This window comes from Pseudarthrobacter sulfonivorans, assembly GCF_001484605.1.
Taxonomy (GTDB): Bacteria; Actinomycetota; Actinomycetes; order Actinomycetales; family Micrococcaceae; genus Arthrobacter; species Arthrobacter sulfonivorans_A.
In genome coordinates, this window is record NZ_CP013747.1 from 4,926,265 (window position 1) to 4,941,729 (window position 15,465).

General features: G+C 66.6%; 18 protein-coding genes. 12 read left to right on the top strand and 6 right to left on the bottom strand.

Going from position 1 to position 15,465, the window contains the following annotated elements; genetic code table 11:
• Positions 1–2 precede the first annotated feature (2 nt).
• Genes AU252_RS24715 through AU252_RS22425 form a run of 7 tightly spaced genes read left to right on the top strand, consistent with a single transcriptional unit; the run spans position 3 to position 7,094 of the window.
• Entirely contained in the window at positions 3–731 is a 729-nt protein-coding gene (locus tag AU252_RS24715) for an SgcJ/EcaC family oxidoreductase (protein ID WP_240484256.1), read from the top strand.
• Entirely contained in the window at positions 635–2,119 is a 1,485-nt protein-coding gene (locus AU252_RS22400; protein WP_240484427.1) for a fumarylacetoacetate hydrolase family protein, read from the top strand. The genes AU252_RS24715 and AU252_RS22400 overlap by 97 nt, the downstream gene beginning before the upstream one ends.
• On the top strand, positions 2,112–2,804 hold the full coding sequence (locus tag AU252_RS22405) for a GntR family transcriptional regulator (RefSeq protein WP_058932586.1): 693 nt from the start codon (positions 2,112–2,114) through the stop codon (positions 2,802–2,804). Before AU252_RS22400 ends, AU252_RS22405 begins: the two co-directional genes overlap by 8 nt.
• Positions 2,805–2,863: 59 nt before the next feature.
• On the top strand, positions 2,864–4,378 hold the full coding sequence (gene hpaE, locus AU252_RS22410; RefSeq protein ID WP_058932587.1) for a 5-carboxymethyl-2-hydroxymuconate semialdehyde dehydrogenase: 1,515 nt from the start codon (positions 2,864–2,866) through the stop codon (positions 4,376–4,378).
• Between the two features lie 33 nt (positions 4,379–4,411).
• Positions 4,412–5,497 (top strand): 3,4-dihydroxyphenylacetate 2,3-dioxygenase, encoded by a 1,086-nt coding sequence (hpaD, locus tag AU252_RS22415; protein ID WP_058932588.1) that lies wholly within the window; start codon positions 4,412–4,414, stop codon positions 5,495–5,497.
• Positions 5,498–5,499: 2 nt separating this feature from the next.
• The gene (hpaH, locus tag AU252_RS22420; RefSeq protein ID WP_058932589.1) at positions 5,500–6,285 is read left to right on the top strand and encodes a 2-oxo-hept-4-ene-1,7-dioate hydratase; all 786 of its coding nucleotides are present in this window, start codon (positions 5,500–5,502) and stop codon (positions 6,283–6,285) included.
• Complete coding sequence (locus AU252_RS22425) at positions 6,270–7,094, top strand: HpcH/HpaI aldolase family protein (RefSeq protein ID WP_083510518.1); 825 nt, start codon at positions 6,270–6,272, stop codon at positions 7,092–7,094. The genes hpaH and AU252_RS22425 overlap by 16 nt, the downstream gene beginning before the upstream one ends.
• Positions 7,095–7,116: 22 nt before the next feature.
• Here the strand turns inward: AU252_RS22425 and AU252_RS22430 are convergent, their stop codons facing one another.
• The 4 genes from AU252_RS22430 to AU252_RS22445 form a co-directional block, all read right to left on the bottom strand.
• The gene (locus AU252_RS22430; RefSeq protein WP_058932591.1) at positions 7,117–7,752 is read right to left on the bottom strand and encodes a dihydrofolate reductase family protein; all 636 of its coding nucleotides are present in this window, start codon (positions 7,750–7,752) and stop codon (positions 7,117–7,119) included.
• Positions 7,753–7,915: 163 nt separating this feature from the next.
• The gene (locus AU252_RS22435; RefSeq protein WP_058932592.1) at positions 7,916–8,293 is read right to left on the bottom strand and encodes a hypothetical protein; all 378 of its coding nucleotides are present in this window, start codon (positions 8,291–8,293) and stop codon (positions 7,916–7,918) included.
• A 31-nt stretch (positions 8,294–8,324) separates the two neighbouring features.
• The gene (locus tag AU252_RS22440; protein WP_058932593.1) at positions 8,325–8,873 is read right to left on the bottom strand and encodes an SRPBCC family protein; all 549 of its coding nucleotides are present in this window, start codon (positions 8,871–8,873) and stop codon (positions 8,325–8,327) included.
• Between the two features lie 88 nt (positions 8,874–8,961).
• Positions 8,962–10,611 (bottom strand): helix-turn-helix transcriptional regulator, encoded by a 1,650-nt coding sequence (locus AU252_RS22445; protein WP_058932594.1) that lies wholly within the window; start codon positions 10,609–10,611, stop codon positions 8,962–8,964.
• A 94-nt stretch (positions 10,612–10,705) separates the two neighbouring features.
• Between AU252_RS22445 and AU252_RS22450 the strand changes: the two genes are divergently transcribed.
• Positions 10,706–11,131, top strand: coding sequence for a nuclear transport factor 2 family protein (locus AU252_RS22450; RefSeq protein WP_058932595.1), 426 nt, complete (start codon positions 10,706–10,708; stop codon positions 11,129–11,131).
• Positions 11,132–11,163: 32 nt separating this feature from the next.
• Here the strand turns inward: AU252_RS22450 and AU252_RS22455 are convergent, their stop codons facing one another.
• Both AU252_RS22455 and AU252_RS24025 read right to left on the bottom strand, forming a co-directional pair.
• The gene (locus AU252_RS22455; RefSeq protein ID WP_058932596.1) at positions 11,164–11,787 is read right to left on the bottom strand and encodes an HAD family hydrolase; all 624 of its coding nucleotides are present in this window, start codon (positions 11,785–11,787) and stop codon (positions 11,164–11,166) included.
• A complete protein-coding gene (locus AU252_RS24025; protein WP_157769052.1) occupies positions 11,784–12,326 on the bottom strand; it encodes a TOBE domain-containing protein in 543 nt (180 codons plus the stop codon). The genes AU252_RS22455 and AU252_RS24025 overlap by 4 nt, the downstream gene beginning before the upstream one ends.
• A gap of 310 nt (positions 12,327–12,636) precedes the next feature.
• Here AU252_RS24025 and AU252_RS22465 point away from each other — a divergent pair, with 310 nt between their 5' ends.
• The 4 genes from AU252_RS22465 (at position 12,637) to AU252_RS22480 (ending at position 15,462) form a co-directional block, all read left to right on the top strand.
• Positions 12,637–13,038 (top strand): RidA family protein, encoded by a 402-nt coding sequence (locus tag AU252_RS22465; protein ID WP_058932598.1) that lies wholly within the window; start codon positions 12,637–12,639, stop codon positions 13,036–13,038.
• A 79-nt stretch (positions 13,039–13,117) separates the two neighbouring features.
• Positions 13,118–13,786, top strand: a complete 669-nt coding sequence (locus AU252_RS22470) for a DUF4386 domain-containing protein (protein ID WP_205630606.1) — start codon at positions 13,118–13,120, stop codon at positions 13,784–13,786.
• 104 nt (positions 13,787–13,890) lie between these two features.
• A complete protein-coding gene (gene ligD / locus AU252_RS22475; protein WP_058932600.1) occupies positions 13,891–15,135 on the top strand; it encodes a non-homologous end-joining DNA ligase in 1,245 nt (414 codons plus the stop codon).
• Positions 15,136–15,243: 108 nt separating this feature from the next.
• Complete coding sequence (locus AU252_RS22480) at positions 15,244–15,462, top strand: three-helix bundle dimerization domain-containing protein (RefSeq protein ID WP_058932601.1); 219 nt, start codon at positions 15,244–15,246, stop codon at positions 15,460–15,462.
• The last annotated feature ends 3 nt before the right edge of the window (positions 15,463–15,465 follow it).

A 15,465-nucleotide genomic window follows, 5' to 3' on the forward strand; every position in this document is an offset into this window, starting at 1 on the left:
CGATGCCCAGTAACCCACGTGGGATCGCCGAAGAGTTCGCTGCTGCCTGGAACGCGGCGGATCCGGAGGCCTTGGCGGCCCTCTTTGTAGAGGACGCCGACTTCGTTAACGTTGTCGGTCTTTGGTGGACGAACCGGAAGCAGATCCGCGAAAACCATGCCATTGGTTTCCGGCGCATGTTCCCGGACACCGTTATGGTGCTGGAGCGCGTCCGGGTCCGCGACCTCGGGTCCGATGCGGCAGTGGTTCACGCGAGGTGGACGGTGACCGGGCAGATTGACCCCGAGGGTAAGAAATCAGGGACGAGGCGCGGAGTCATCACTTTCACGGCCGCCCGCCAGGCGAACGGTCGTTGGCTCGCAGTAAGCGCCCAAAACACAGATATCGTCCCGGGGATGCAAACGCACGTTTTCTCAGACGAAGGCCTTGTCCCTGAGACTTACTCGTCTCGGGCACTTTCTAGCCGACACCGTAGGGGTTCCGACGCCGACGACAGCACCGACCGGCACCGCCTGGCAACGATCACACAATTGACCACACCCATTGACGCCGCAAGGGATATCTGCAATATTGCTTCGTATACGATTTCGTACTCGATGAGGAGCAGCACTTGGATCAGGTCACCGAGCACACCCTGGCCGCGGCCCGGAAGGTCATCGCGGTGCACATCAATTACCCCAGCCGGGCAGCCCAGCGTGGCCGCACGCCGGAGCAGCCCTCCTACTTCCTGAAGCCCCCCTCCTCGCTGGCGCATGGTTCGGCCGAGGCCCCTTCCGTTGTGGAGCGTCCGGCCGGTTGCGAACTCCTCGGCTTTGAGGGCGAGGTCGCCCTGATCATCGGCAAGCCCGCCCGCCGCGTGGGTGTGGAGGACGCCTGGAGCCATGTCGAGTGGGTGACCGCCAGCAACGACCTCGGCGTCTACGATCTCCGCTACGCGGACAAGGGTTCCAACCTCCGGTCCAAGGGCGGCGACGGCTTCACCCCGATCGGTCCTGGGCTGATCCCCGCCGATGCCGTGGACCCCGCCAAACTGCGTATCCGCACCTGGCACAACGGCGACCTCGTCCAGGACGACACCACCGCGGACCTGCTCTTCCCGTTCGCGCGACTCATCGCCGACCTCTCCCAGCTCCTGACCCTCGAGGAGGGCGACATCATCCTGACCGGCACCCCCGCCGGCGCCTCCGTGGCCAAGCCCGGCGACGTCGTCGAGGTTGAGGTCAGCACGACGACGGGAGCCACCGGCGGCGCTGAACTCACCACCGGACGGCTGGTCACCCGGGTGGAGGAAGGCACGACGGCGTTCGCTGACTTTGGTGCGCAGCCCATGGCTGATGACGTGCAGCGGGAGGAGGCGTACGGTTCGCGGGCAGCGGCGGGCCTTGCACCTGTGGAGGGCGCCGCCGTCGGGCGCGTCCTGCCCCCTGAGCTGAAGGCCAAACTGGAAAGCGTCTGCACCGCCACGCTCTCCTCCCAGCTGCGCAAGCGCGGCCTGAACAACGTCAGCATCGACGGCCTGACTTCCACCCGCCCGGAAAAGCGGATCGTGGGCCTGGCCCGGACGCTGCGGTTTGTGCCCAACCGCGAGGACCTGTTCAAGACCCACGGCGGCGGTTTCAACGCCCAGAAGAAGGCCATCGATTCCGTCAACGAGGGCGAGATCCTGGTCATGGAGGCCCGCGGCGAGAAGGGCACCGGCACCATCGGTGACATCCTGGCCCTGCGCGCCCAGGTCCGCGGCGCCGCGGCCATCATCACCGACGGCGGCGTCCGGGACTTCTCCGCCGTCGCGGCCATGGACATGCCTACGTACTACGCCAATCCGCACCCCGCCGTCCTGGGGCGCCGGCACATCCCCTGGGACACCGACATCACCATCGCCTGCGGCGGCACCACCGTGCAGCCCGGGGACATCATCGTCGCGGACGCGGACGGCATCCTGGTGATCCCGCCGGCCTTGGCCGATGAGCTCGCGGACGAGTCCATCATCCAGGAGCGCGAGGAAGTCTTTATCGCGGAAATGGTGGCACAGGGCCACAGCGTGGACGGTCTCTACCCGCTGAACGCGACCTGGCGGATGAAGTATGAGGCATGGGAAGCAGGCAAAGCCAATGACTGAGACGTTGATGGCGACAGGCAGCAAATCCGAACAGGCCTACGCGGCCGTCAAGGCACGGATCGTGGACGGGACCTACTCCCCCGGCTACCGGCTGGTCCTGGGTGCCATCGCCAAGGATCTGGGCGTCAGCGTGGTCCCGGTCCGTGAAGCGATCCGGCGCCTTGAGGCCGAAGGACTGGTGACGTTCGAGCGGAACGTCGGCGCTACGGTCTCCGGGATCGACCCCACCGAGTACCTCTACACGATGCAAACACTGACCATCGTCGAAGGAGCCGCCACCGCATTGTCCGCGCCGCTGATTGGCCCGGCGGACATTGCACGCGCCCGGGCCGTGAACGAGGACATGCGGGAATGCCTCCAGCACTTCGACCCCGTCCGTTTCACGGCGCTGAACCAGGACTTCCACAGCATCCTCTTTGAGCGCTGCCCCAACCCGCACATCCTGGACCTGGTCCACCGGGGCTGGAACCGGCTCGCCTCGCTCCGGTCCTCAACCTTCCGGTTCGTTCCCGGCCGTGCCCACGAATCGGTGCACGAACACGAAGCGCTGCTCCGGCTTATCGAGGCCGGCGCCGGCGCGGAAGAGATTGAGAAATCCGCCCGCCGGCACCGCGCCGCCACCCTGGACGCGTACCTCGCCCAAGCCAAGACCGCAAGCAACGCGGGGTCACTTAACGCCCGATAAACGGCCCCGCATGGGCAAGAAGTGACCCCGCGTTGCATCAGAAGTAAAGGAAGACAACAATGACGTTCGCCGCCGAGCAGACCACGAAGCATTACGTGCCGCAGGACCTCCCCACCCACATCCAGCACTACATCAACGGCCAGTTCGTTGACTCCGTAGGCGGGGCGACCTTTGATGTCCTGGACCCGGTCTCCAACCAGAACTACGCCACAGCCGCCGCCGGCCAGAAGGAGGACATCGACCTCGCCGTCGCCGCAGCCCGCGATGCGTTCGTGAACGGCCCGTGGCCGCGGATGAAGCCGCGGGAACGTGCGCGTGTCCTGAACAGGATCGCCGACGCCGTCGAGGCCCAGGAAGCGCGCCTTGCCGAACTGGAGACATTCGACACCGGCCTGCCGATCACCCAGGCCAAGGGCCAGGCCCTGCGCGCGGCGGAGAACTTCCGGTTCTTCGCGGACCTGATCGTGGCCCAGTTCGACGACGCCATGAAGGTCCCCGGCGCCCAGATCAACTACGTGAACCGCAAGCCAATCGGCGTCGCCGGCCTCATCACCCCGTGGAACACCCCCTTCATGCTGGAGTCCTGGAAACTCGCCCCCGCGTTGGCCACCGGGAACACAGTGGTCCTCAAGCCCGCCGAGTTCACTCCGCTCTCCGCCTCGCTCTGGGCTCAGATCTTCAAGGACGCCGGCCTCCCGGACGGTGTGTTCAACCTGGTCAACGGCCTCGGCGAGGAGGCCGGCGATGCACTGGTCAAGCACCCGGACGTCCCGCTGATCTCCTTCACCGGCGAGACCACCACCGGGCAGACCATCTTCCGCAACGCTGCAGCAAACCTTAAGGGCCTGTCCATGGAGCTGGGCGGCAAGTCCCCGTGTGTGGTCTTTGCCGACGCCGACCTGGACGCCGCGATCGACTCCGCCTTGTTCGGCGTCTTCTCCCTCAACGGCGAACGCTGCACCGCGGGCTCCCGCATCCTCGTCGAACGCGCCATCTACGACGAGTTCTGCGAAAAGTACGCCGCCCGGGCCAAAAACATCGTGGTCGGGGACCCGCATGACCCCACGACCGAGGTGGGGGCATTGGTCCATCCTGAGCACTACGCGAAGGTGGCCTCCTACGTGGAGATCGGCAAGTCCGAAGGCCGGCTCCTCGCCGGCGGCGGCCGCCCCGACCACCTCCCCGAAGGCAACTACATCGCACCCACAGTCTTCGCCGACGTCGCCCCGGACGCGCGGATCTTCCAGGAGGAAATCTTCGGCCCCGTCGTCGCCATCACCCCGTTCGAGAACGACGACGAGGCCCTCGCCTTGGCGAACAACACCCGCTACGGCCTGGCGGCCTACATCTGGACCCAGAACCTGACCCGCGCCCACAACTTCTCCCAGAACGTCGAGGCCGGCATGGTCTGGCTGAACAGCCACAATGTCCGCGACCTCCGCACCCCGTTCGGCGGCGTCAAAGCCTCGGGCCTGGGCCACGAAGGCGGCTACCGCTCCATCGATTTCTACACCGACCAGCAGGCCGTGCACATCAGCCTCGGCACCGTTCACACACCCAAATTCGGCGCCTGAGCCACCCAGCCCTTTCAAAGAAGAGAGAACCCCATGACGAACTTCGTTCCCACCCCCACCGTCCCCGCCCCGGACATTGTCCGCTGCGCCTACATGGAGATCGTGGTCACCGACCTCGCCAAATCCCGCGCCTTCTACGTGGACGTCCTCGGCCTGCACGTGACCGAGGAAGACGAGAACAACATCTACCTGCGGTCCCTCGAGGAGTTTATCCACCACAACCTGGTGCTCCGCAAGGGACCCATCGCCGCCGTCGCCGCCTTTGCCTACCGGGTGAAGTCCCCCGCCGAAGTGGACGCCGCAGAGGCTTATTACCAGGAACTGGGCTGCCGCACCGAACGCCGCAAGGAGGGCTTCACGAAAGGTGTGGGTGATTCCGTCCGTGTGGAGGACCCGCTGGGATTCCCCTACGAGTTCTTCTACGACGTGGAGCACGTGGAGCGCCTCACCCAGCGCTACGACCTCTACTCCGCCGGCGAACTGGTCCGCCTGGACCACTTCAACCAGGTCACCCCGGACGTGCCCCGCGGCCGCAAGTACCTCGAGGACCTCGGCTTCCGCGTCTCCGAGGACATCCAGGACTCCGACGGCGTCACGTACGCCGTCTGGATGCACCGCAAGCAGACCGTGCACGACACCGCCCTGACCGGCGGCAACGGCCCGCGCATGCACCACATCGCGTTCGCCACGCACGAAAAGCACAACATCATCCAGATCTGCGACAAGATGGGCGCCCTGCGCATCAGCGACCGGATCGAACGCGGCCCCGGCCGGCACGGCGTCTCCAACGCGTTCTACCTCTACATCCTGGACCCCGACGGCCACCGGATCGAGATCTACACCCAGGACTACTACACCGGCGACCCCGACAACCCCGTCGTCACCTGGGACGTCCACGACAACCAGCGCCGCGACTGGTGGGGCAACCCCGTGGTCCCGTCCTGGTACACCGAGGCCTCCCTGGTCCTGGACCTCGACGGTAAGCCGCAGCCCGTCGTCGTGCGTGAGGAAAAGAGCGAAATGGCGGTCACCGTGGGTGCCGACGGCTTCTCCTACACCCGCAAAGACGGGGCTCCCGAAGGGGACCGGACGGGCTTCAAGCTCGGGGCGCAGCTCTAGCCATGCTGGACGCGAAGACGATTGAGGCCATCGCCGACGAACTCCTGGAGGCCGCCCGGACCCGCACCCCGGTCCCCCGCCTCACGGCCCGCTACCCGGAGATGACGGTGGAGGACTCCTATGCCGTGCAGCAGCTGTGGCGGCGGCGCAACGAGGACGCCGGCCGCAAGCTGGTAGGCCGCAAGATCGGCCTCACCTCCAAGGCCATGCAGGCCGCCACCGGCATCACCGAGCCGGACTACGGCGCCATCTTCGATGACATGGTGCTCGGAACCGGCTGCTCCGTGGAGTGGGACCAGTACACCCATCCCCGGGTGGAAGTGGAGCTGGCGTTCGTGCTGAAAAAGGACCTGTCCGGACCCGGCTGCACCATCTTCGACGTCCTGGACGCCACGGACTACGTGGTGCCGGCCCTCGAGATCCTCGACTCCCGGATCGAAATGGAGGGCCGTACCATCGTGGACACCATCGCGGACAACGCCGCGATGGGCGCCATGGTGATCGGCGGCAACCCCGTAAAACCCGACGCCGTGGACCTCCGCTGGGTCTCGGCCATCCTCTACAAAAACCACACCGTGGAGGAAACCGGTGTTGCCGCCGGCGTCCTGGACCACCCCGCCAACGGCGTGCACTGGCTCGCCAACAAGATCGCTGCCCACGGCGATGGGATGAAAGCCGGCGACATCATCCTCGCCGGCTCCTTCACCCGCCCGCTGTGGGTCTACAAAGGCGACACCGTCCACGCCGACTACGGACCATTGGGGGCCATCACATGCCGCTTCGAGTAGAACCCGGAAATCCTGAGTACGCGAACACGTTCCGCGACGCCCTCGCCGCGGCTGACCGCCCCCTGGCGGGAATGTGGGTCTGCTCCGGCAGCCCGCTGATCGCTGAGCTTTGTGCCGGATCCGGCCTGGACTGGCTCCTGGTCGACGCCGAACACAGCCCCAACGGCCTCGAATCCATCCTGGCCCAGCTCCAGGCGGTCAACGGCTACCCGGTCGAGGTCCTGGTCCGGCCGCCGGTCAACGACACCGTGCTGATCAAGCAGTACCTGGACCTGGGAGTGCAGAACCTGCTGGTCCCGATGGTGAACTCGGTGCAGGAGGCGGAAGCTGCGGTGGCCGCCACCCGCTACCCGCCGCACGGCGTCCGCGGCGTGGGATCCGCCCTGGCCCGGGCCTCACGCTGGAACCGTGTCCCGGGCTACCTCGCCCGGGCGTCAGAAACCGTCAGCGTCACGGTGCAGATCGAATCGACGGCGGCCGTAGAGGCCGTCAAGGAGATCCTGGCCGTGGACGGTGTGGACGGCATCTTCCTTGGGCCCTCCGACCTCGCGGCTTCGATGGGCGTGCTGGGACAGCAGGAACACCCCAAGGTGCGCGCCGCCGTCGAACACTGCCTTGCGGCCGCAAAAACGGCCGGGAAACCCGCGGGTGTCAACGCGTTCAACCCGGCCACCGCCCGCAGCTACCTGGCGGCCGGCGCCGCCTTTGTCCTGGTGGGCGCCGACGTCGCCATCCTGGCCCGCGGCTCCGAGGCGCTCGCCGCCGCGTTCACTAAGCCCTCCGACGGCGAAACCCCCGCCAGCTACTGACGCGGGAACCCCACGGATTGGCTCAGGTGGGACCGCTGCCCGGCGGACCGCTGAGTACGGTGGGGATGTACTCGAGCAGCTGGAGCCGACCGTCGAAGGTCCTGCTGTTCACCATCTCGAGCGAGATGTCCGGATAGCCGTCGTAGATCCGTTCCCTGCCGGTGCTGCCTGTAATCACCGGGAAGACGACCAACCGGAACCTGTCCACGAGGCCAGCGGTCAGCAGCGACCGGCAGAGACTGAGGCTGCCCAGGGTGCTCAGGGTTCCGGTCCTGGTCCGTTTCAGCTCCGCCACGGCCTGAACCGCGTCCCCGGTGACCAGCTCCGTGTTCGGCCACGTCAGGGGCTCCTGCAGGGTGGAGGAAAAGACGACCTTGGGCACGGCGGCAAGCCCGGTCAGGCTGGCCCCTTCATCCTCGGAGAATCCTGACGCACCGGCCGCGGATTCCTCGGACATGCTGGACATCAGCCGGTACGTCTTCGCCCCGAGGAGGAAGGTGTAGTCCTTCTCCCCCTCCTGCCCGAGCCACGCCAGGTATTCCGGCCCCTCCAGCCCCCACCAGCCTGGCCATCCCTCAGCCGAGGCGTACCCGTCCAGTGAGATGATCAGGTCGACCATCAGGTCCGCTGATGACGCCGCTACAGTTGTCTCGCCCATGGCCGTCTCCTCGATTGCTCATCAGTTCCGCCGGGCCGCTCGGCGGCACCGCACTGTACTGGCATGGCATCGGTACAGGTGTGGCATCGTCGCCCGTGCCGGCAATGCTAGCCCTGGAGGGTTTAGACGTTCAAGGGGCCGCGTTGGCTCACCGTTTCGGGACTCAGCTTGCGTCGGATGCCAGGTTCTGTGCCACGACCGCCAGGGTGCGGGCGAGTTCGTCAGTCGGGCTGAATTCCACCAGCTCCGTCCCGGGATCAAGCTCATCGGTGTGGCCGGGGGCTGTGTAGTATGCCTCGCCGGCTTCCACGATCTCGTCTCCGGCGGGCGTGTGCATAATGAGCCGGCCCCGTACGACGTATCCCCAGTGGTGGCTTTGGCACAGGTCATCCGGCAAGCCCTGGTAGAACGGGGTGAAGTCGCCTCCCTCTTCGAACTTTTCGAAGGCGATTGTGTAGCCGTCGGCCTCCCGGTAGCGGCCCTCGTAGCCGGTCATGCGCTCCACCCGTGCGGTCTCGTCATCTTTTGATAGCTTTGCCATCGTCTTGTTCCTTTCTTGTCTCTTGCGCGGGTCACGCCCGCGCTGTGCTTTGCGCCGCCACGATGAGCCGGCGCAGACCTGCTCTGCTTGCCCGTGCCCACTCACCCGCGGCAAGTGACCGCAGGACTGGAATGCCAAACATTGCCAAGGGACCGGGCAGCGCGGTCGCGCGTACCAGCCGGCACGTGTAGGTGACGTCGCTCTGGTTTCCGTCAGGATGTATTTCGTACCGGTGCACCAGCAGCCAGTCCGCCTGCGTCCCTTTCTTCTTGGACTCCAGTGCGGACTCCGTGACTCGTTCGAACCTTGATGGTCGAACGGCTTCCGTGACCACTGAGGAGTCCCGCATTCGGCAGATGGCGTCCTCGGCCGTGGAGGTGAACTCCGTCCCGGCCGTGGCCTGCCCTGGCGGGGCTTCGATGGACAACAGAGTTGACGCCTCGGCACCTCCCCAGCCGGGATGGAGGCGCAAGTCAGCGAGGACCTCGAAAACCGTATGTGCCGGGGCTGTGCTGTGTTCGCGGACCGTCACGGTAATCTCGCGTTTTAGGACGTTGGCTCCTGTTCGTTGCTGCGTCATTCCGCACCTCCTGGCAATGTCTTGCGGACACTCCAAGCATGCGTTGCGGTCGAAGGGAAAGGATGGGGGGCATCCCCCATTTGTGGCCCTATTCCATGAGGGAGCTGCGCAGGGCGAACGCGGCGGCTTCGCCACGGCTGCGCAGCTGCAGCTTGGCCAGGATGCTGCTCACATGGTGCTCGGCCGTCTTGGCGCTGATGAAAAGGCGGTCCGCGATTTCGGCGTTCGTCATGGCCTCGGCGAGCAGCGCCAGTACTTCGCGTTCCCGCCGCGACAGTAGGCCCAGTGCCTTTGGTCCCGTGCGAGCAGGGCCGCCCAGGGCGCGGAGGAGCGCCGCGGCTTTGTCGGCCAGTCCGCTGGCGCCCGCTTCGTCGAACGCCGCCAAGGCCACGCCGGCCTCGTGGACTGCCACCTCACGGTCCGAATCACGCAAGGCCTCGGCCAGTGCGAGTCGCGCCTTTGCGGCCTCCAGCGGCATGTTGAGCTCACCGAAAATCGCGATCGCTGCGTCCAGCCGCTCCTGCGCCAATGCGGTATTGCCGACGGCGGCCGCGACGCGACCACCCGTAAGATGCGACGACGCAATTGCGCGAGGCCAGCGCGTGGCGGCGGCAACCTCGTCCAGGCGCCCTGCCGTTGCCAGGGCCTGGAACGGGACGTCTTGCGCGAGCTCAACCTCGGCAAGCAGCGCCAGCAGCGGAACGATGAGCAGCCCCTCGCCGACCTGATGGATCCGGCGGTGCAGCAGCGCCGCGGCCACGGCTGTGTCACCAGCTGCCAGCCGGACCGCCGCCGTCGCCCGCAACGCGTCTGGGCGATCGTCGAACCCCGAGAGCAGCCGGCTAGCCTCCTCCACGCGGCCCTGCAGCAGGCGCAGTTCCGCCAGCTTTGCCGCCGGGTGCACGCACCGGGCACGGTGACCGCCCTGTTCCAGCTCGCGGAGTGTTTTGCCCAGCCAGTCCTCGGCACCAGCGATGTCGCCGGAGGCGAGGAAGATCTCCGCGCAGCATGTGCCACAGAATTCCAGTAGTGCCGGGTGCCCCGTACTTTGCATAAAGCGCAGGAGGATCTTGTTCCACTGGCCCAGGCGGGAGGTGTCGCAGGCCTCTTCGCTGGCTCGCGTAACCATGCAGCAGATGTCCCCGAAAACTACCTTGTCGCGAAGCTCGCCGGCAGTTACCACCACCATTGCCTCATCGACCAGCGTCATTCCCTCCGGTACGTCGCCAGCGGCGATGGTCCCCAGCCCCAGGAGCGCCAGGGCCGTCGCCTCAAGATCCGGATCACCGCAGTTGCGCGCAACTGCCAACGCGGTCCTGGCGTCGTCCCTCGCCATTGCCGGGTCAGCCCGCAACAGCCCGCGCGTCACGGCCAGCCAGCCGCCGTCGACCCCGTCGGGGAGGCGGGATGCGAGGCCCTCCGCCCGGGCAAGCCAACCACGGCTGACGGGCTCGTTCCCTACCGTCTCCGCATACTCGCGCGCCAGCCATAGTGCCGAGCGGAAGGCCCGCGCTTCCTCTCCGAGCCGGCGAAAGCCTGCGTAGGCTGCTGTGCGTTCCGCAATCGCCTGGTCCACGTCCCGAAGCCACCACATGGCGGTTGCCAGGCCGTCGTGGCCAAGTGGGTTGTCATGGATGGCCAGCACGGAGTCGAACGCATCCGCCGCCGCTGCCCAGTCGGCAGAAGCGAGGAGGCGCTCGCCTTCCGCAAGGCCCTCGGACACCGCGGCGTCGACCATGAATCCATTCTGCTCTCCTGGTCGCCGCCCTCATAGCTCCCGTGTCGGTTGCCCGGGGTTCCGACTTTCACTCACCGGGTGGTAGCGTTCCGGCATGTACGACGCCGCCGCATTGGCCATGGGGTTCAACGAGTGCATCAACGCGCGGGACCTGAACGGGCTGGCGCGGCTTATGGCCAACAACCATTCCTTTATCGACACCGACGGTAACGCCTTCATCGGCAAAGCTGCCTGCATCGAAGCCTGGCGCAGCTTCTTCGATTCCTTTCCCGAGTACCGGAACATCTTCGAAGCCGTCTTGGCCCGCCGTAACAGCGTCACCGTCGTCGGCCATACGGTGTGTCCGGGATTCCCCGCTCTCGAGGGACCTGCGCTGTGGACGGCTGTTGCCGCCCGCGAAGGGCTAACCGAATGGCGAGTCTACGAGGACAAGCAGGAAGAGCGACGTCGCTTGGGCATCGACGATGAGTGGTTCGTCCACGCTCATCCTCCGTTAAATGGCGAAGCTCCGGTCAGTTAGTGCCTGACCGGAGCTTCGCCACGTTTAGGAAGCTATGGCGTCACGTAGCCGCCGAAGAGCGTGCGTGCAGTGACCCCGTCCATTCCTTCGTAGTCCGTGATGATGTGCTGCGCTCCGGCGGACCGCAGCCGGTCTTCGGGGCAGTACCCGCTGAGAACCCCGACGGCGATGCACCCTGAGGCGACGGCGCTGGCGATGTCGTATTCCGTGTCGCCGAAGTAAAGCGCCTGTCCTTCCTGCCGCAGGCCCTCCAGTGCTGTGACCTTGTCCGTGGCGCCGGTGAGGACCTCGTCGAAGCAGTCCGTCAGGCCGAAGTACGCCAGCTCGTCGCGCAGATACTGCTCTCCGGCCGCGGAGATGACGGCGCAGTACTCGCCGGCGTCGTGCAGGGTCCGGAGGAATGTGGCCGCACCGCCGCGGATCGGTGCGTCCCGTGAGGCCATGGCCTTGTTCCAGTGGGATGCCGCCGTTGCAAGGTCGTCCCCGGAAACACCGAGCCGGAGAAACATCTCGTCCATCGGGAGGATGAACTTGCGGTCGAATTCAAGGGGATCGATGCGCGGCGCCCCGAGGGCATCCAGGGCGGCGTTGGTGGCGTAGCATGCCCGCGCGGCGTCGTCGGCTATGGTGCCGTTCCAGTAGAACAGGAATTTCATACGGCACCCGCCATTGCCGCCGCCGTGAGGCCCAGCCCGGCAGCCGTTCCGGCCCGCAGGCCCTCGGGGCCGCTGAACCAGTGGATATTCTCGGGGAGGGCCCACAAGCTCACCCTGGAGTGGAGATCCGGGCGCTCATCCGGGCGGCACGAGAGCAGCACGACTTCATCTCCCAGATCAACGTGGACGGTCCGTAGCGGACCGTTGGGCTCCACCAGGATCGCCGTCCCTTCCGATGCCCAGGCGTCGGCCCGGCCCGGTGTGCCCAACAGGACATCCTCCGGCCGGATCCCCACCTTCGCGTCGGAACCCAGCCCGGAATCCGTCCCGGCAGGGCCTCCTTCGGGGAGCTGGATGCGTCCGCACCAGCAGGACCAGGCACCCCGCGTCGGTGAGCGTGCCGTAGACGGTCCACCAACCGCCGGGAGGATTCCCAGGGAGTCGGGTCGCCAGTGGCCCACAGGATGCCGGCCGTTGTTGTTATCTGCGCCAGGAAGGGCAGGAGGGCCCGGGCTGGAAGGAACAGCAGTACGGGCCACCACGACAGGTTCCGGTCCGAATACTGAATCCGGAGAGCGGCGGGTGCGCTTTTCATGAACTGATCTCCCGCCATGGTTCCCCACGCCCCACCGCGTCGCTTCGTTCCAGGCGTAATGGATCGGCATTCTTCACGGCGCGGCATTCGCATTGGCCGCGCGACTGATTGAGCGTATCTGCCAGGGTATCGGCGTGTGCAAACTGCGCATGAACGGTGGCGCAATGCTTCAAGGCGGTCAGCAGCCGTCCCGTTGAAGCTTTCGCTATGTTTCGAGGGTCGCCTCGGCCTGCGGTCGGTGAGAACATACAGGCATGGCATCCATACAGCGCATCCGCCCCCAGGGGCTCATCTCGAGCCCGGCCTTCAGCCACGTCGCCATCGTCCCGCCCGGCGCGACCACCATCTACGTCGGCGGCCAGAACGCGGTCGACGCCGACGGTGCACTCGTCGGAGAGGGCGACGTGGCCGTCCAGTCTGCCCGCGCCCTCGAGAACGCACGGACCGCGCTCGCCGCAGCCGGCGCTACCCTCGGCGACGTTGTGCAGTGGACAGTGCTCTTCGTCGATGGAGTGGACCTCGCGGCGGCTTACGGGGCGATTGCATCGGAACTCGCGTCCGACGAACCGGCCCTGGTGACCGGAGCGCGAGTCGCGGCGCTGGGCGTGCCCGGGGCACTGGTCGAGATCAGCGCGGTCGCCGCCGTTATGCGCTGAAGGAGATCCCGGCGAGCAGCTGGCCAAGCCCTCGGCTGGACGGCCACCGCCAATGTGATCGTCGACGCCGATCGCGGCTGTGCTGCTGATCGTCCTGCCGCTGGCATTCAGTGCCGCGTTCGCTGCCCTGGCCGCGACGTTCGATTATCCGGACATCCTCCGCAAGCCCACACAGGAAATCCTGCAGCGTTTCCGCGACGGCGGGTCAGGCCTTGTGCTGCTGGGGTGGTCGTTCGCGATGACGGCGGTGCTGCTGGCGCCGGCGGCAGTCCTGCTGGCCGGCGCGCTGGCCGGCGCGGATTCAACGCTGCTGGCGCTGGGGTCGGCGGCGGGCGTGCTGGCCGCCTTCGTACAGTTCCTCCGACTCATCCGCTGGCCGTTCCTGGTGCCCTATCTCGCCCGTACGCCGACCGCCCCCGATGCCTCCGCAGCCCGTCAGGAAGCGGTGGACATCGTCTTCCAGTCCTTCAACCGCTATCTGGGCGTGGCTGTGGGCGAACATCTGGGGTACCTCTTCAGCGGCGCGTGGAGCGTGCTCGCCGGCGTGGCCATGATCCAGAGCAATGCTGTTCCGGCCTGGCTCGGGATTGTGGGGATCGTCGTCGGCGCAGTGCTGGCACTGTGCTCGCTGGAATTTGTGGGATCGTTCGAACCGCATGGCCGGAAGCTGGCCGCGTCGCTGACGCCGGTGACATACGTGGTGTGGTCACTCTGGCTGGCGGCAGTCGGCGTGGTCCTGCTGTTCTAGGCGCGCCCCATGAAGGACGAGGCTCCCGCTTTGGCGATTCCCCTTGATGCAGCCATTCCGCACCGGGTCTGGCTGGGACATCCGATCGTTGCTAGCGTGGCGCCATGAGCCCGTCAAAGACCCCGGCCGAGATCCTCGACATTGCCGGCACCGAGGTTCGGATCTCAAGTCCGGACAAGGTGGTTTTCCCCGAGCCTGGGCTGACGAAGCTCGACCTGGTCCGCTACTACCTCGCCGTCGCGGATGGTGCGCTGCGCGGCGCCGGCGGCCGGCCGATGGTGCTCAAGCGCTTCCCGAAGGGCATCGACGCTGAACCGTTCTTCCAAAAGCGCGTGCCCGAAAACCACCCCGACTTCATCGATACAACAACGTTGCACTACGCGTCGGGGACATCAGCCGAGGAGGCCGTCATCCGGGATGCCGCTGGCTTGGCATGGGTGGTGAATCTTGGCTGCCTGGACCTCAACCCGCATCCCGTGCGCGCTGAGGACCTCGAGCACCCGGACGAGCTCCGGGTGGACCTCGATCCGATGCCGGGCGTTGGCTGGTCCCAGATCGTTGATGTCGCGTATGTCGCGCGGGAGGTGCTCGACGACGTGGGGCTGGTGGGGTGGCCGAAGACGAGCGGATCGCGCGGACTCCACATCCTGGTGCGCATCGCGGCGCAGTGGTCGTACCGCGACGTGCGGCTCGCCGCCGAGACCCTCGCCCGAGAGGTCGAAAACCGCGCTCCGGGCCTCGCCACCGCGCGGTGGTGGAAGGAGGAGCGCGGTGAGAGTGTGTTCGTCGATTTCAACCAGAACGCCAAAGATCGCACCGTGGCATCCGCGTACTCAGTCCGGCCCCTGCCCGACGCCCGGGTCTCGACGCCGCTCACCTGGGATGAGGTCCGCTCCATCCGGCCGGAACAGTTCACGGTTCGCACGGTGCCCGGGCGTTTCGCCGACGTGGGCGATCCCCACGCAGGCATCGATGACGCGGTGGGCACACTCGACGGACTTCTGGCACTGGCGGCCGAGCTCGGCCCCGCCGAGAAGCCGCCGCGCAGCGGCGACGGCTCCGGCCGCCGGCAGTCGCTGATGCCGCTCATCGAGGTTGCCCGCACCAGGACCAAGCCCGAGGCCCTCGCGGCACTCGATGAGTGGAAGTCCCGGCACGTGGACCTCGTCTCGGCCCTGCACCCCGCCGATGTACTCGTCGACGGAATGCGCGGATCAAGCTCGCTCTGGTACCGGGTGCGGGTGAACCTGCAGCACGTCCCCGAACCGCAGCGTCCGCCACAGGAGAAGCTCATCGCCGACTACGACCCCTGGGCCGGCAAGGAATGGCCTGGGCGCCCGGGATCCTGACACCGTAACGGAAACCGGACGTGCTCGCGTCGAGCGGGTCTTCAGCGCTTCCCCCCATCTCTGCAAAATGTGATAGACGCCACAAGTCTTCGGCATCAAACTAGTTGGATGGAAGATACGGAGAAGCACGACACCATCGCCAAAGTCACCGACCTGCTCGCCGCACGCTATCCCGACGCACCCCGGCCGGTGGTCGTCCGGGTCGTCACAGAGGAATACGAAACACTGGATGCCGGCCGGATCCGGACCTACATCCCAACCCTTGTCGAACACGGCGCCAGGAACAAACTCCACCGCGAGTTCTCCCGCCGGAACAGGGAAACCTGACGT

Bases quoted from the DNA above. Each gene is read 5' to 3' on its own strand.
- AU252_RS22445 (WP_058932594.1), bottom strand. From the start codon at position 10,611: ATGGTCGACGCCGCGGTGTCCGAGGGCCTTGCGGAAGGCGAGCGCCTC.
- hpaE (WP_058932587.1), top strand. From the start codon at position 2,864: ATGACGTTCGCCGCCGAGCAGACCACGAAGCATTACGTGCCGCAGGAC.
- AU252_RS22480 (WP_058932601.1), top strand. From the start codon at position 15,244: ATGGAAGATACGGAGAAGCACGACACCATCGCCAAAGTCACCGACCTG.
- AU252_RS24715 (WP_240484256.1), top strand. From the start codon at position 3: ATGCCCAGTAACCCACGTGGGATCGCCGAAGAGTTCGCTGCTGCCTGG.
- AU252_RS22455 (WP_058932596.1), bottom strand. From the start codon at position 11,787: ATGAAATTCCTGTTCTACTGGAACGGCACCATAGCCGACGACGCCGCG.
- AU252_RS22430 (WP_058932591.1), bottom strand. From the start codon at position 7,752: ATGGGCGAGACAACTGTAGCGGCGTCATCAGCGGACCTGATGGTCGAC.
- AU252_RS22435 (WP_058932592.1), bottom strand. From the start codon at position 8,293: ATGGCAAAGCTATCAAAAGATGACGAGACCGCACGGGTGGAGCGCATG.
- AU252_RS22450 (WP_058932595.1), top strand. From the start codon at position 10,706: ATGTACGACGCCGCCGCATTGGCCATGGGGTTCAACGAGTGCATCAAC.
- AU252_RS22425 (WP_083510518.1), top strand. From the start codon at position 6,270: ATGCCGCTTCGAGTAGAACCCGGAAATCCTGAGTACGCGAACACGTTC.
- AU252_RS22440 (WP_058932593.1), bottom strand. From the start codon at position 8,873: ATGACGCAGCAACGAACAGGAGCCAACGTCCTAAAACGCGAGATTACC.
- hpaH (WP_058932589.1), top strand. From the start codon at position 5,500: ATGCTGGACGCGAAGACGATTGAGGCCATCGCCGACGAACTCCTGGAG.
- ligD (WP_058932600.1), top strand. From the start codon at position 13,891: ATGAGCCCGTCAAAGACCCCGGCCGAGATCCTCGACATTGCCGGCACC.
- AU252_RS22465 (WP_058932598.1), top strand. From the start codon at position 12,637: ATGGCATCCATACAGCGCATCCGCCCCCAGGGGCTCATCTCGAGCCCG.
- AU252_RS22405 (WP_058932586.1), top strand. From the start codon at position 2,112: ATGACTGAGACGTTGATGGCGACAGGCAGCAAATCCGAACAGGCCTAC.
- hpaD (WP_058932588.1), top strand. From the start codon at position 4,412: ATGACGAACTTCGTTCCCACCCCCACCGTCCCCGCCCCGGACATTGTC.